General features: G+C 62.1%; 12 protein-coding genes. 5 read left to right on the forward strand and 7 right to left on the reverse strand.

The features are described 5' to 3' along the window. Positions 1–2: 2 nt before the first annotated feature. Complete coding sequence (gene yidC / locus KBB96_RS05365; RefSeq protein ID WP_211633177.1) at positions 3–1,820, forward strand: membrane protein insertase YidC; 1,818 nt, start codon at positions 3–5, stop codon at positions 1,818–1,820. 258 nt (positions 1,821–2,078) lie between these two features. Here yidC and KBB96_RS05370 read toward each other — a convergent pair whose 3' ends face one another. Next, positions 2,079–2,825, reverse strand: a complete 747-nt coding sequence (locus KBB96_RS05370; protein WP_211633179.1) for a hypothetical protein — start codon at positions 2,823–2,825, stop codon at positions 2,079–2,081. Positions 2,826–2,930: 105 nt separating this feature from the next. On the opposite strand from KBB96_RS05370, the gene gcvT reads away from it, so the two are divergent. From gcvT to KBB96_RS05390, 4 genes are all read left to right on the forward strand, one after another. After that, positions 2,931–4,016: a glycine cleavage system aminomethyltransferase GcvT gene (gene gcvT / locus KBB96_RS05375; RefSeq protein ID WP_211633181.1), complete on the forward strand. Its 1,086-nt coding sequence runs from the start codon at positions 2,931–2,933 to the stop codon at positions 4,014–4,016. Positions 4,017–4,040: 24 nt separating this feature from the next. After that, complete coding sequence (gene gcvH, locus KBB96_RS05380; RefSeq protein WP_211633183.1) at positions 4,041–4,418, forward strand: glycine cleavage system protein GcvH; 378 nt, start codon at positions 4,041–4,043, stop codon at positions 4,416–4,418. A 90-nt stretch (positions 4,419–4,508) separates the two neighbouring features. Then, positions 4,509–7,343: an aminomethyl-transferring glycine dehydrogenase gene (gene gcvP, locus KBB96_RS05385; protein WP_211633186.1), complete on the forward strand. Its 2,835-nt coding sequence runs from the start codon at positions 4,509–4,511 to the stop codon at positions 7,341–7,343. 126 nt (positions 7,344–7,469) lie between these two features. Beyond that, positions 7,470–7,970 carry an 8-oxo-dGTP diphosphatase gene (locus KBB96_RS05390; RefSeq protein ID WP_211633189.1) on the forward strand — a complete coding sequence of 167 codons (501 nt, stop codon included), beginning with the start codon at positions 7,470–7,472 and terminating at the stop codon, positions 7,968–7,970. Between the two features lie 85 nt (positions 7,971–8,055). Here KBB96_RS05390 and KBB96_RS05395 read toward each other — a convergent pair whose 3' ends face one another. The 6 genes from KBB96_RS05395 to KBB96_RS05425 form a co-directional block, all read right to left on the reverse strand. Further along, entirely contained in the window at positions 8,056–8,394 is a 339-nt protein-coding gene (locus KBB96_RS05395; protein ID WP_211633192.1) for a hypothetical protein, read from the reverse strand. A 104-nt stretch (positions 8,395–8,498) separates the two neighbouring features. Further along, on the reverse strand, positions 8,499–9,611 hold the full coding sequence (locus KBB96_RS20955) for an HAD-IB family phosphatase (RefSeq protein WP_226373649.1): 1,113 nt from the start codon (positions 9,609–9,611) through the stop codon (positions 8,499–8,501). After that, positions 9,608–10,774 carry a beta-ketoacyl synthase N-terminal-like domain-containing protein gene (locus tag KBB96_RS05410; RefSeq protein ID WP_211633194.1) on the reverse strand — a complete coding sequence of 389 codons (1,167 nt, stop codon included), beginning with the start codon at positions 10,772–10,774 and terminating at the stop codon, positions 9,608–9,610. The genes KBB96_RS20955 and KBB96_RS05410 overlap by 4 nt, the downstream gene beginning before the upstream one ends. 95 nt (positions 10,775–10,869) lie before the next feature. Then, on the reverse strand, positions 10,870–11,889 hold the full coding sequence (gene bioB / locus KBB96_RS05415; RefSeq protein WP_211633196.1) for a biotin synthase BioB: 1,020 nt from the start codon (positions 11,887–11,889) through the stop codon (positions 10,870–10,872). 45 nt (positions 11,890–11,934) lie between these two features. Further along, the gene (locus tag KBB96_RS05420) at positions 11,935–12,618 is read right to left on the reverse strand and encodes a hypothetical protein (RefSeq protein WP_211633198.1); all 684 of its coding nucleotides are present in this window, start codon (positions 12,616–12,618) and stop codon (positions 11,935–11,937) included. 50 nt (positions 12,619–12,668) lie between these two features. Continuing rightward, positions 12,669–13,805 (reverse strand): MalY/PatB family protein, encoded by a 1,137-nt coding sequence (locus KBB96_RS05425; RefSeq protein WP_211633200.1) that lies wholly within the window; start codon positions 13,803–13,805, stop codon positions 12,669–12,671. Positions 13,806–14,143: the final 338 nt, after the last annotated feature.

Below are 14,143 nucleotides of genomic sequence, written 5' to 3' on the forward strand. Positions count from 1 at the left end.
CCATGTACGATCGCAAGACCTGGATCATCCTTACCGCCTGCTGTGTGCTGTTGGCGGCCAATCTCTACTTCCAACCGAAGCCGCCTCCGGCGGAAACGCAGAACCAGGCTGCGGGCCAGAACTCCGCGGCGCCAGGCACGCCCGGCCTCGCCGTGCAGCCCGCGCCTTCTCCGGAGGCTGAGGAACAGACCCTCACCATCGAGACCGACAAGGCGGTCTTCACCTTCAGCACCTATGGTGGTGGCCTGAAGTTCGTGGATCTGAAGGAGCAGTTCGCGGTCGGCAGCAAGACCGAGCGCATCCGCCTCAACCGCAATGCCCCGGCTCCGATGGCCGCGCTAGCGGGCTCCGATCAGGTTTCCGGCAATGTGGTCTATCACTTCGTCGAGCAGGAATCGCTGCCGGGCAAGAAGGTCGTCTTCAGCACGAACTATCCGAATGGCCTGGTGGCGAAGAAGGTTTTCTCGATCATCGAGAACGGCCAGCCGGGCTCACCTTATCTGATCGACTTCAACCTCCAGCTCCAGAACACCTCGGGACAGCCGGTATCGCTCGCCGACTACAGCCTGTTCCTCGGTGAAGCGGCTCCCGTACACGCGCACGAACCGTTCCCGGCTTCGTATTTCTGGCTCAACGATGGCGACATCAAGACGGATGACACCGGCAAGTTCAAGGGTGGCTGGTTCAGCGGAGCTCCGAAATCCGTGGTGATGGAAGACGCTCCCAAGCTGGAATACGCCGGAGTGGCCGACCAGTTCTTCACCACTCTGATCCGGCCGAAGGACGTGCAGGCCTCCAAGCTGTGGCTCCGCTCCAAAGACGTGAAGATCGGAGACAAGGAGCTCAAGTCCATCTATGGCGGCTTCAGTCTGCCCGCCGTCTCCATGGCTTCCAATGAAACCAAGGCTTTCGGCTACACCATCTTCGCCGGGCCGCGCCACAACGCCATGTTGCGCCAGATGGGCGGAAACTGGAGCGACATCATGCCCTACAGCGTCTTCGGCTGGGTGGCGAACCCGCTCAACCGCCTGCTCAACTGGTTCCACTACGCCTTTCGTAATACCGGTCCGCAGTGGGCATGGGGTCTGGCGATCATCGCGCTGACCCTCACCGTGCGCACCGCGATCTGGCCGCTCTATGCGAAATCGACCCGCTCGATGAAGCGCATGAGCAAGCTCCAGCCGGAGATGGCGAAGCTGAAGGAGAAGTATGCGGACGATCCGAACCGCATGAACCAGGAGATGATGAAGCTGTACCGCACGTACGGCGTCAATCCGCTGGGCGGCTGTCTGCCGATGCTGATCCAGATTCCGATTTTCTATGGCTTCTTCCGCGTCCTCCAGTATGCGGTGGAACTTCGCGGCCAGGGCTTCCTGTGGGTGCATGACCTTTCCCAGCCGGACACCCAGTGGATGATCCCGATCTTCGGAGGCATTCCTCTCAATCCGCTGCCGATCGTGATGGGTCTTACCAGCTTCATCCAGATCGCGATGACGCCGAAGACGGGTGACAAGACCCAGCAGCGGATGATGATGATGATGCCGTTCATCTTCTTTTTCTTCTGCTACAACTTCGCTTCCGCACTCGCGCTCTACTGGACGACGACGAACCTGTTCTCGATCATGCAGACGTGGATCACCAACAAGATGCCCGAACCCGAGCTGAAGGAAAAGAAGGCCGTTCCCGGCAAGAAGACCTTCATGGAGCGCATGGTGGAGAAGCAGCAGGAGATGGAACGCATCCAGCGCGCGCGCCAGCAGGGGATCGACCCGGGCAGCGAGCCACCCAAGAAGAAGCGTCCGCCGCGCACCGGTGGTTGAGATTTCCAATGAAAACGGCGGAGGTGATTCTCCGCCGTTTCTGTTTGTCCGGGTCGTTTGCTGACGCTCCAGTTCGACCCCTTTTCATCCGTGTATGAGGGAGTAGTGACTCCTTCCACAAGTCTCGGATGGATCACCACTGATTTACTGATGAAGAACGAGAATTTCTCTGCAATCTGTGTAATCAGAGTAACCCTTCCAATCTGCGGTTCTCCGCGCCGCTGTCCGGAGAAATCGCTTTCATTCCGGGGTGGGTGACTACTTCGGCAGATGCTCGGAGCAGTATTCCTGGCCATCGCTGCCGATGCGGAATTCAAGCTCGGGCTTGTGATGCTCGGTCCGCTGGCACACGGAGCATTGGTGGAATGCATCCTCTTCCGGCAACTGCCGCCGTTTGAAATCACGGGCGCGCTGCGCGGACCTCGCCACGCGGGCCTGTCCTTTCAGGGCGGGGATGCCAGCCCACAGCAGGTAGTTCGACACCGCGAACAGATAGAGAGGAAATGCGACGAAATTCTGGAGAGCGGTTAGAAACAAGGCGACCCCCAACACGATGGCGATGATCCGCACCTCCACCGGGAATATGAACATGAGGCGGAATTCGAATTTCGGGAACAAGGTGGCGAAGGCGAAAAAGGCGGTGAGATACAAGGTGATGGTGCTGCCGACCAGCGGTGTGCCGTGGATGAAATTGGCCGCGATCAGGGAGAGGATTCCGGTGTAGTAGAAGATCGAGGTGCTGAAACTGCCCCATGCTTCCTCCAGGCTGTCGCTGATCAGGAAGGTGATCACTAGCAGGAAGAACGCGAACACCGCCGCCATGGGAGTGAATCCGGTCTGGGCGGATGAGGCGAAAAGAAAGGTGACGGCTCTCCAAGCCTCTCCCGCGAAGATTTTCGACCGGTCGAACTCCAACAATGCACCGAGATCCGGCCGCACGAATTGCAGCGCGAATGCAAGCGCGTGGAGAATCGCGTAGAAGCGGAGGAAATGCGGGAATGCCATCCACCCGCACTTGCGTTCAATTTTCGAAAGCCATCCCATACGGCGGGAAGGATTGCCGGTTCCGGCCGGTTGACAAGAGCGGGGTGGGGGAGCAGTCTCCCGCGCGTGTCCGATTTGTTGAAACGTAGTCCCTTGGAAGCCGCCCACATTGAGCTGGGTGGGAAGCTCGTGCCCTTTGCCGGCTGGAACATGCCGGTGCAGTACACCGCGATCCTTGATGAGCACTCCGCCGTCCGCACCAAGGCCGGGGTGTTCGATATCTCCCACATGGGCCAGTTCCTGGTTTCGGGAGAAGGTTCGCTGGAGTGGCTGAACAAGATGCTCGCCAACAACGTGGCCAAGCTCGGCATCGGCGAAGGCCAGTATACCTTTCTTCTGAACGGCCACGGCGGCGTGATCGATGACCTCATCATCTACCGCACCGGTGAAAACGATTTCTTCCTGGTGGTGAATGCCTCGATGATCGAAGAGGATTTCGCGTGGTTTGCGAAGCATCAGCCGGAGTCCATCGAACTGCGCAACGAGAGCGAACTGTGGGCTGGCATGGCCGTGCAGGGACCGGAATCTTCCGCTGTCTTTGCCGTGGTCTGCCCTGGCGAAACCCTGCCGCCACGCAACGGCATTTCCAAGACCTCCACCGGCTCGATCGTCTGCCGTACCGGCTACACCGGTGAGGACGGCTTCGAGTTCTTCAGCCCGGCGGAAGAAGGTGGCGAGTGGCTCAAGAAGTTCGTCGCCGCCGGAGCGAAGCCCTGCGGCCTCGGCTGCCGCGACAGCCTGCGCCTGGAGATGTGCTATCCGCTCAATGGAAACGACCTCGCTCCGGACCGCACGCCGATCGAGGCGGGCCTTGGATTCTTCGTGGACCTGGACAAGGGCGACTTCATCGGTCGAGAGACCCTCGCGAAGCAGAAGGCGGAAGGCCCGGCCGTGAAGCTGGTGGCCCTCCAATACACCGACAAGGGCGCGCCGCCGCGTGCACACTACGCCGTGTTCTCACCGGAAGGTGAAGCCCTCGGCGAACTCTCCAGCGGGGTGCATTCTCCCAGCCTCGGAACCGGCATCGGACTTGCTTATTTGCCCTCCGCGTGGACTAAGATCGGGACGGAAGTCCGCATCGACGTCCGGGGGCGCCAGTTCCCCGCGAAAGTCGTGAAGAAACCGTTTTACAAGCCCGCCGCGAAAGCCTGACATCACCCCGTTCCTGCTTTGTTTATGAACGTTCCATCAGACCTCCGTTTCAATACCTCCCACGAATGGGTCCGCCTTGAGGGCGACATCGCCACCGTGGGTATCTCCGACCACGCCCAGGAAGAGCTGACCGACGTCGTGTTCGTCGAGCTTCCCGCCGTGGGCCGCGCTGTCGATGCCGGCGACCCGACCGCCGTGGTCGAGTCCGTGAAGGCAGCCAGCGACATCTACGCCCCGATCGGCGGCGAGGTGGTTGAGGTGAATCCGGAAGTCGAGGCCAACCCGGCCCTCGTGAACACCGATCCCTATGGCGCGGGCTGGATCTTCAAGCTCCGCGTGAAGAACACCGCCGACGTCGAGTCCCTCCTGACTCCGGAAGGTTACATCGCCCAGATCAGCTGATCCCAAGGTCCTCCGAACATTCCCTGCTTTTGCGAAGGCGCTCCGCTTCTCCGGCGCGCCTTCGCCCTTTCCATTTTACCCTTTTGCACCATGTCCGCTCGTCTTGACTTCCTCAGCCGCCACCTCGGTCCCGTCGGCACCGAACGCGATGAAATGCTCGCCACCGTTGGCTTTGCTTCTCTCGAAGCCCTCACCGACGCCGCTGTTCCGGCAGGCATCCGCCTGACCGCTCCGCTGGATCTTCCGCCCGCGCGTTCCGAGCAGGAGGCGCTTGCCTGGCTGAAGTCCATCTTCTCGAAGAACAAGGTCCTCAAGTCCTTCATCGGCCAGGGCTACTACGGCACCCACGTGCCGAACGTGATCGGCCGCAACATCCTGGAGAATCCGGGCTGGTACACCGCCTACACGCCGTATCAGGCGGAGATCGCACAGGGGCGCCTGGAGGCGCTGCTGAACTTCCAGACGATGATCACCGATCTCACCGCGCTGGACGTTTCCAATGCCTCGCTGCTGGATGAAGGCACCGCTGCCGCCGAGGCGATGAGCCTGGCACTGTCCGCCAAGCCGAAGGGACGCGCGATGTTCGTGTCGGACCGCTGCCATCCGCAGACGATCGACGTGGTGCAGACCCGCGCCGAGCCGCTGGGCATCGAGATCATCGTCGGCGATTGGGAGAAGTTCGATCCGGCCTCCGTGCCGAACCTTTTCGCCGTGCTGGTCCAGTATCCGGACACTCGTGGCCGGATCGATGACTTCACCGGTTTCTTCGAAACCGCGAAGGCTGCTGGAGCGGTGACCATCGTGGCTGCGGACATTCTCGCTCTTACCGTGCTCAAGGCGCCGGGTGAATTCGGCGCGGACATCTGCGTCGGTTGCAGCCAGCGCTTCGGCGTGCCGATGGGTTTCGGTGGTCCGCACGCGGGCTTCATGGCCTGCAAGGACGAGCTGAAGCGCAAGATGCCGGGCCGCTTGATCGGCGTGTCCATCGATTCCCGTGGCAAGCCCGGCTACCGCCTCTCGCTCCAGACCCGGGAGCAGCACATCCGCCGCGACAAGGCGACCTCCAACATCTGCACCGCCCAGGTGCTCCTCGCGGTGATGGCTTCCATGTATGCCGTGTATCACGGTCCGGAAGGCCTCAAGCACATCGCCCGCACCGTCCACAGCCGCACCGTCCAACTCAAGAAGTTGCTGGAAAACGTCGGCATCGAGACCGAGTCCGGCGCGTTCTTTGACACGCTGGTGGTGAAGGTCCCGGGCAAGGCCTCCGAGGTCCACGAAGGTGCCCGCCGCGCCGGTGTCAACTTGCGTGAGATCGATGCCGACCACGTCGGCGTGTCATTCGATGAAACCACCACGGAAGGAGACGTGCTCGTCGTCCTCTCCGCTTTCGGTGGAGCAGGGGAGCTGCCGATTGTCAGCGGTCCTGCCTGGCCGTCCGGTCTTTCCCGCACGTCCGATTTTCTCACGCAGGCCGCCTTCAACCGCTTCCACTCGGAGACAGAGATGCTGCGCTACATGAAGCGTCTCGAGTCCCGCGACCTCGCTCTGAACGAGTCGATGATCGCGCTGGGCTCCTGCACGATGAAGCTGAACGCCACCGCGGAGATGATGCCGCTGAGCTGGCCGGAGGTTTCCTCGATCCACCCCTTCGTCCCGGCCGATCAGAGCCAAGGCTATCGCGAGATGCTCGTGACGCTCGAGGGTTGGCTCGCGAACATCACCGGCTTTGCCGCCGTGTCGCTCCAGCCGAACGCTGGCTCGCAGGGTGAATACGCCGGTCTGCTGGCGATCCGCCGCTACCACCTCGCCAATGGCGATGCCCACCGCAACGTCTGCCTCATTCCCGTTTCCGCGCACGGTACCAACCCGGCGTCCGCCGTGATGGTCGGCATGAAGGTCGTGGGCGTGAAGTGCGATGAGAAGGGTAACATCGACATGCCCGACCTCGCCGCCCGCATTGAGGAGCACAAGGACAACCTTGCCGCGCTGATGGTGACCTACCCGTCCACCCACGGCGTGTTCGAGGAAACGATCGTTTCCATCTGCGAGCAGATCCACGCCGCCGGTGGCCAGGTTTACATGGACGGCGCGAACATGAACGCCCAGGTCGGTCTGACCAGCCCGGGCCGGATCGGTGCGGACGTCTGCCATCTGAACCTCCACAAGACCTTCTGCATCCCGCACGGCGGTGGTGGTCCGGGTGTCGGCCCGATTGGCGTGGCTCCGCAGCTCGTCCCGTATCTACCGGGACACGGCGAGCTGCCGGGTACCAGCGGCACCGTCTGCTCCGCTCCATGGGGCAGCGCTTCGATCAACACCATCTCATGGATGTACATCGCCATGATGGGCGCGGCAGGCCTCACCCAGGCCACCGGCACCGCCATCCTGAATGCGAACTACACCGCCAAGCGCCTCGCGCCGTTCTTCCCGATTCTCTACACCGCGCCGAACGGCCTGGTGGCCCACGAGTGCATCATCGACGTCCGTCCGCTCAGCGACAAGAGCGGTATCACCGTCGAGGATGTGGCGAAGCGCCTCATGGACTACGGTTTCCACGCTCCGACCATGAGTTGGCCGGTGGGTGGCACGCTCATGATCGAGCCGACCGAGTCCGAGGCCCGGGTGGAGATCGACCGCTTCTGCGACTCCATGATCGCCATCCACGGCGAGATCATGGCGGTGATCAATGGTGAGTCCGATGCCTCCGACAACCCGCTCAAGAACGCTCCGCATACCGCGGACATGGTCTGCGGCGACAAGTGGGAGCACTCCTACACCCGCGAGCAGGCGGCTTATCCGCTGCCGGTGCTCCGCAATCACAAGTTCTGGCCGTTCGTGGGCCGCGTGGACAACGTCCATGGCGATCGCAACCTGGTCTGCACCTGTGACACGGTGGAGGCCTACGCCGCCGCGAGCGCCTGACCGCCACACCCGCTCCTGATTCAACGACCACGGATCAAGCCGGTACAGCCGGTCGGATCCGTGGTCTTTTTTGTTCCCTCGGTCCGGCAAAGTGTCTTCCCTCGGTCCGCCTTCCCGCAAGCCCCCATGAGCTTTATTTCCTCACCCGTCGATTGGACCACCTGGACCCCCGTCATTCCGGCGACCCTGATGTTCATCGTGAAGGATGGCCGGATTCTCCTCATTGAGAAGAAACGCGGACTGGGGGCGGGGAAGATCAATGGTCCCGGCGGCAAGATCGATGCCGGCGAAACCCCGCTGGAATCGGTGATGCGGGAGACCCAGGAGGAACTGTGTGTTTTACCCATCAATCCACGTAAACTCGGCGAGCTGTGGTTCTCGATGGGCGACATACCCGACATTCTATGTCATGTTTACCGGGCTGACGATTTTACCGGGACGCCCACCGAAACGGAGGAGGCGGTTCCGCTCTGGTATTCTCTGCAATCCATTCCGTATCAACGGATGTGGGAAGATGATATTCACTGGTTGCCTTTACTCCTCGAAGACAAGACATTCCTAGGGAAGTTTGTCTTTGAGGGAGATTCCATGCAATGGAGCCACGTTGAAACCGGCGTGGCATGGTGATGGCCTCACATCCCGGAACGACAAAGCCGCCTGCCCCGGAAAGGGCGGCGGCCGTGCCTGCTGGAAAGAGTAGGGATCTACCCGGTTAGAGAGACTTCTTGAGGGCCTCGAACTGGGCCTGAAGCTTGCCGAGTTCCTTCTCGGTCTTCTCGATTTGCGAGGCCAGGTTGGCCAGCTTTGCAAGCTTGGAACTGATGCCGCCCTTCGCACCGCCGTTGCCCTTGGCAACAGGGCCGGAACCGATTCCCGACTTCAGCCAGCTCGAGATGGTGAGCTGGGAAATCTTGTATTTCTTGGCGGCGGCACTCTGGCCGCCACGGCCCTTTTCGGCGTTCACCTTGTCGACGAACGCGAGGATCTCGCTCTTCTCCTTGTCAGTGTAACGCTTGCCCTTGGCTGCGTTGACGTTGGTGTTGGTGCTCATGACCCTTCAACCAGACACCCCCGGGGCCTGCATGACAAGTCAAATCTCGATTTTTAGGCCGAAATGTTATCAGTGAAATTACGAGCGAAAAAGAAACCGTTAGATCAGATTCTATCAGTCGCAAAATCGGACATTTTTTCGATCCAGAGATCAGACCCATTCATTACCAGTGGTCTGCGAACTACGCCGCCGAACCCGATGAACAGATCGACGTCCGGTTTGGTCTCCAAATCGGACACGCCATCGCCCATCATGACGACCTTGTTAGGGCGGAGCGCGGCCTTCCATTCCCGGATGATCTCATTTTTACCACCATTGCGGGTCGTTGGATAATCACTGCCGTATCCTGCATAGCGACCTTCAGGATCGAGGTGGAGGGGGACCGCCTCAACGTGATCGATGCCCAATTCCCGTGCCAGCGGCTCGATCAGGGGGGCGAAGCCACCCGAGAGGATGATCAGAGTCCAGCCATCCGCCTTGAGGCGCTCCACCAGTTCGCGCACCCCGGGAGTGATGGTTTCGATATAGAGGCTGGCCACGGCTTCACAGGTTTCGAGGTCCGGCTGGATGATCTCCATGCGGCGCGGGAAGACATCGGTAAGAGGAATCTCACCATTCATGGCGGCATGGGTCAGGGCCACGACGTCCTGATACACTTTCTCGCCACGGACGCGGGCGAGTTCGTCGATGCCCTCGATGGTGGAGAGGGTGGAGTCGCAGTCGAAGAAGAACAATTTGCCGCGATGGTTGGAGGGCGGCGTGATTGTCATCGGAACACCGGGTTCTACGAGGTCGAAAAGCTCGATGACATCGGCGTTTCCCATGCGGATGCAACCGTGGCTGTTCGGCTGGCCCAGCAGATCCTCGCGGTTGGTGCCGTGGATGTAGATGTAACGGTCGTAGGAATTCGCGTTCTCCGGATCGAGGCCGGAGATCCGCAGGATGCGGGTGAGGATCAGATCGTCACAGGTGGGCGGGCTGTCTGTGGTCCACACGCCTTGCGGTTCGCGTGCCTTGAAGATGGTGCCGGTCGGCGCATCGGCTCCAATCTTATCGGTAATCTTGAAGTTACCGGTCGGGGTGCGGAAGCTGCCGGGTTGGAATCCCACGCCTTTGGTGGCGGTGGAAATGATATAGGTGCGGACAATATCCGTGCCCCGAAAGACACGCATTTGCTGGTCATCGACGGAAACCTCAAGTCGCAGATCAGTGCTCATGGTGGAGATAGGACAAGGAGGGCGTTGTGGCCGCCCATGCTGTGGGAGAGTTTGAAGACCGTACCGTCGGCGTCCAGTGCCGTATCTGGAGCGATGAAGTCAGGCGGGGTGGCCAGGCCGCGGGGATTGGGCGGAAGTTTTTTCTGCTGGAGAAAAGCGGCGAGGATGGCGGTTTCCAACAGCCCGCTGGCCCCGATGGTGTGGCCGGTGAAGGGCTTCAGGAAATGAAGGGTGGGAAGATGAGTGCTTTCAAAGGCACGTATCAGTGCGGCGGGCTCGGCGACTGCATGGACTGCCGTGCCGGTGGCGTGGGGACAGAGCGCGGCGGGGTCTCCGTGGCGCCCGCGGGCGGCGATGAGTAGATCGCCGCTGCCGCCGCCGTCCTTCGGGATGCCGATGGGATCGCAGGCATCCGAGTTGGCCGTGTAGTCCAGGATCCATGGCGTCCCGGAGCGGGTGGCGTCGATGGCAATCGCGGCGGCTCCTTCTCCCGGAATGAAACCGGCGGAGGAGGGATGGTAAGGGTCCACCTGTGGAGCCGAGGCCAGCAGCCCGGAGGCGGCATAGCTGTCCAACAGCAGGGGGACCAGAGGCAGATCCACGGCCACAGCCAGCGCACGCGGGACCACTCCGCTGCGGACCAGCAAGGTGGCGATGCCGAGGGCGTCAAGGCCTGCCGAGCAACCGCTGGCCAGCACATGATAAGGGCCGTGAATGCCGAGCTCGATGGTGATGGCGGCGGCGGGTTCGCTGTGGATGGTGTTGCTCGCCGCCATGAGTTTGAAGGGGCGGCGACCGGGCCACGGAGAGAGCCATCCGGCGGCATTGCCCCGGCTGGTGCCAACGACCACGGCGGCGGGGCGGCAATCTTCCGGAGTCCATCCGGCGGCGGCGATGGCTTGGCGGGCGACATGGAGTGCAGCCATCGAGGCGGGACTCCACTTGCGGTGGGTCAGGAGTTCCCGTTGCTCGATCCAACCGGCGGGAGTGGCGGCATGGGGACTGCCCGCTCCGAGAAGACCGGACAGCGGACGGAATGCCGGTGAATTCCGCGAGATCGCATCGAGATGAGCCGCCGGGCCGTCGCCCAGCGTGGAAAGCATCCCGAGTCCGGTGATGGAAAGCGGTCGTTCGATGCGCCCGGCGTAAACGCTGGGCGGCATCGTGTCAATTGGACCATGGTAGCGCGAGGCTCCTGCCTTGCGTGCGGGGAAGAGCCCTTTCTTCCAACGACCATCCCTTTTCCGCAAATGCCCTCTCAGCAGCAACCGCAATGGCTGCCGGTTTCGCAGGCCGGGGACAGAGGCTGCTCGGGATCGGCTTCCGGAGCGGTCAGCGCCGGATTCGGAGCGAGGGTGCCGAGGCCCAGCTTGGAAAGCAGCGCACGGTCCTTTTCCACCGCCGGGTTCTTCGCAGTGAGGAGCTTGTCTCCGTAGAAGATCGAGTTGGCACCGGCAAAGAAGCACAAGGCCTGGGCTTCGTCGGAGAGACGGGTGCGACCCGCGGACAGGCGGACCTTTGCCTTCGGAATGGCGATGCGGGTGACGGCGATCATGCGGGCCAGGTCGAGCGGATCGACCTGCGGATTCTCCGCGAGCGGAGTGCCGGGCATTGGCATCAGCGAATTGATCGGCACGCTCTCGGGCTGCGGATTGAAGCTGGAAATGACCTCCAGCATTTTCAGACGGTCGTCGATGGTTTCACCGAGGCCGAGGATGCCTCCGCAACACACCGACATGCCGGCCTTCTGCACGTTCGAGATCGTGCGCAGGCGGTCCTCGTAGGTATGGGTGGTGACGATGTTCGGGTAATGCTCCGGCGAGGTGTCGAGATTGTGGTTGTAGGCGGTGACGCCGGCTTCCTTCAGGGCCACGGCTTCGTCGGGACCGAGTTCGCCGAGGGTCACGCAGACCTCCATGCCGAGCGAGGAGACATCGCGGACGATGTCGAGCACCTGTTCGAAACGCTGCGTGCCACCGCGGACACCGCGCCAGGCGGCACCCATGCAGAAGCGGGTGGAGCCGGTTTCACGGGCGGCGCGGGCGCGCTCCATGATGGTGTCCTTGCTCATCAGGCGCTCGATTTCGATGCCCGAGTTGTAACGGGCGGACTGGGCGCAGTAGGAACAGTCCTCCGAGCAGCCGCCGGTCTTGATGGAAAGCAGGGTGCAAAGCTGGACCTCCGATTCCGGCCAGTTCGCCTCATGAACGGCGCGGCTCTGCTTGAGCAGTTCGAAAAACGGGAGGGAGTGGAGACGCTTGAGCTCGGAGAATGTCATGACGGGAAATCAATCGAAGGTCGGAAAACAGGAGCGAGCAGGGGATCAACGGATCCAGCCGCCGGAGGCGACAGGCAACGTGCCTTGGCCGACCTGATCGTAATTGGTGGCACCGCGTGCGCCTTCCAGCGCCGTGCCGGTGGCGGCCTTCCACTTGTCGCTCATGCTTTCCGCGGTGTGGCAGCCCCAGCTCTTGCAATAGGCGTTCTTGGCGAAGACCGAGGAGCGCAGCCGACCCAGGTCGTTCTGGTGCAGCCACGAGGTGCTGGCGGCCATGACCTCATTGCCGTAGTCGAACATGAAGCAATAGCGGTTCGAGTGGCCGAAGTAGTCGAAGGTCTGGATCGAGCCGCTGGGGCGGTTGTTGATCGCGCGGATCACATCACCGCCGCTGTTGACCCAGATCAGCGTGGCACGCCGGGCGGCGGCGAGTTCGGTGAGCCAGGTGGTGTAGGGCTTGCCGTCTTCCCGGCCACGCGCGGCGTAGGCGGGTTGATAGACGATCCAGACGAGAGGGGCATCCTTGCCGTAGGCGGTGCGGATCTCCGCCATGCGCAGGGTGGAGGCTCGCACGAAATTCGCCCACCAGCGGTCGTGCTGGTCTTCCGGTGTGCGCAGGTTCTCCCAGCGCCGAAGCGTTGGTCCGCCGGTGAGAATGACGTGATCCGCCGAGGTGACGGCGGTGAGGGTCAGAAACGCGGCGGCGAGAAAGCGCGGAAGACGTGCCATGGCGGGAGGATGCGGTGGTATTTCGGAAAATCGAAGCAAGAAATCGGCCGTTAGAGCACGGCGGCGATCTTTTCGAGGCCCTCCAGCATGCGGGCGCGGGGGCAGCCGAAATTGAAGCGGATCCAACCCGGCCACTGGAAGAACGCGCCATCCGAGAGGAACAGCCCGGCATTCTTTTCGAAAAACAGCGCCGGGTTGTCGTGGCCGAGCGCGCGGGCATCGATCCACGCCAGATAGGTGGCCTCGCCGGGGTGGATGATCAGGCCGGGGCAGCGGTCGCGGATGAAATCGACCAGCGTGTCGCGGTTCTGGCGCAGGTAGGCGATGAGTTGTTGGCGCCACGGCTCGCCATGGCGGTAGGCGGCCTCGGCGGCGTGGTACGAAAGGGCGCTGATCTCCGTGAGGGTGTGGCCCTTGGCGGCGTTGAAGCGGCGGCGCACGGAATCGTCCGGGATCACGGCGAAGGCGTAGCCGAGGCCCGCGATGTTCCAGGTTTTGCTCGGGGCGAGCAGGGTGATCGTGCGCTTCTGGAATTCCTCCGGAAACGTCAGGGCGGAAATATGCGGTGTGGCGGCCTCATCCAGCACGAGGTCGCAGTGGATCTCGTCCGAGACCAGGATCAGGTCGTTTTCCTCGCAGAAGATCGCGAGTTTCTCCAACTCGTAACGGCTGAAGACGCGGCCCAGCGGGTTCTGCGGATTGCAGAGCAGGAAGACCTTGGTCTGCGGCGTGACGGCGCGCTCCATCGCCGCCCAGTCGAAGGTCCAGCGGCCATCCTCGAAGGTGTGATCCACGGTGATCAGTTCCGCGCCCGCGTCCTTGTGGACATTGAGGAAGGGCGGATAGACCGGCGTGCAGGTCATCACGGCCTCGCCGCGCTGGCAGAAGGCGCGTGTGGCGAGGGAAAGCGCGGGCACCAGACCGCCGAGGTGGACGACATGGGCCAGCGGAGTCTTCACCCCGATCCGGCGCTCCAGGTATTCGAGCACGGCTTCATTCAGGCCTTCATGTGCCTGCGCGTAGCCGAAGATGCCGTGGTCGACGCGGCGATGGATGCCTTCCAGAATTTCCGGGGCGGAGGCGAAATCCATGTCCGCGACCCAGAACGGGTCGAGCTCCGGACGGCGGTCGAACTTGATGCAGCCCGTTCCCTTGCGGTTGATCGGCGTGTCGAAATCGAATGTCACGCCGGGGGATGTAGCCCGCCGGGGGCCGCGGGCAAATGATTTTGCGAAAGGTTTTTTCAGGAGAGGTCCCGATACATGCGTGCGGTGCCAAGGGTGATTGGGTTTGACGGAGTCCAACAATTCGGCTTTCGTGGCGCTGTTCCGTCTGGTGATCCACGTGTTGAACGTGGCACTGGGATGGAAAACGACCGACTGACCGGAATACCGGAGGGAGGCCGCGGTTCAAGAACTCGCGCAACCCCATCCCTCATTTGCCCATTTATTCCGTGAAGTCCATTTCCGCCCGGTCCCTCGCAGCGAGGTCATGGGGCTGTTGTTGCCGCTTCTGACGGCTGCCC

It is taken from the genome of Luteolibacter ambystomatis (assembly GCF_018137965.1).
Classification (GTDB): domain Bacteria; phylum Verrucomicrobiota; class Verrucomicrobiia; order Verrucomicrobiales; family Akkermansiaceae; genus Luteolibacter; species Luteolibacter ambystomatis.

What these genes read in the sequence shown, in the direction of transcription:
- yidC (WP_211633177.1), top strand. Translation starts at nt 3, where the DNA reads ATGTACGATCGCAAGACCTGGATCATCCTTACCGCCTGCTGTGTGCTG.
- KBB96_RS05370 (WP_211633179.1), bottom strand. Translation starts at nt 2,825, where the DNA reads ATGGCATTCCCGCATTTCCTCCGCTTCTACGCGATTCTCCACGCGCTT.
- gcvH (WP_211633183.1), top strand. Translation starts at nt 4,041, where the DNA reads ATGAACGTTCCATCAGACCTCCGTTTCAATACCTCCCACGAATGGGTC.
- gcvP (WP_211633186.1), top strand. Translation starts at nt 4,509, where the DNA reads ATGTCCGCTCGTCTTGACTTCCTCAGCCGCCACCTCGGTCCCGTCGGC.
- KBB96_RS05390 (WP_211633189.1), top strand. Translation starts at nt 7,470, where the DNA reads ATGAGCTTTATTTCCTCACCCGTCGATTGGACCACCTGGACCCCCGTC.
- KBB96_RS05395 (WP_211633192.1), bottom strand. Translation starts at nt 8,394, where the DNA reads ATGAGCACCAACACCAACGTCAACGCAGCCAAGGGCAAGCGTTACACT.
- KBB96_RS20955 (WP_226373649.1), bottom strand. Translation starts at nt 9,611, where the DNA reads ATGAGCACTGATCTGCGACTTGAGGTTTCCGTCGATGACCAGCAAATG.
- KBB96_RS05410 (WP_211633194.1), bottom strand. Translation starts at nt 10,774, where the DNA reads ATGCCGCCCAGCGTTTACGCCGGGCGCATCGAACGACCGCTTTCCATC.
- bioB (WP_211633196.1), bottom strand. Translation starts at nt 11,889, where the DNA reads ATGACATTCTCCGAGCTCAAGCGTCTCCACTCCCTCCCGTTTTTCGAA.
- KBB96_RS05420 (WP_211633198.1), bottom strand. Translation starts at nt 12,618, where the DNA reads ATGGCACGTCTTCCGCGCTTTCTCGCCGCCGCGTTTCTGACCCTCACC.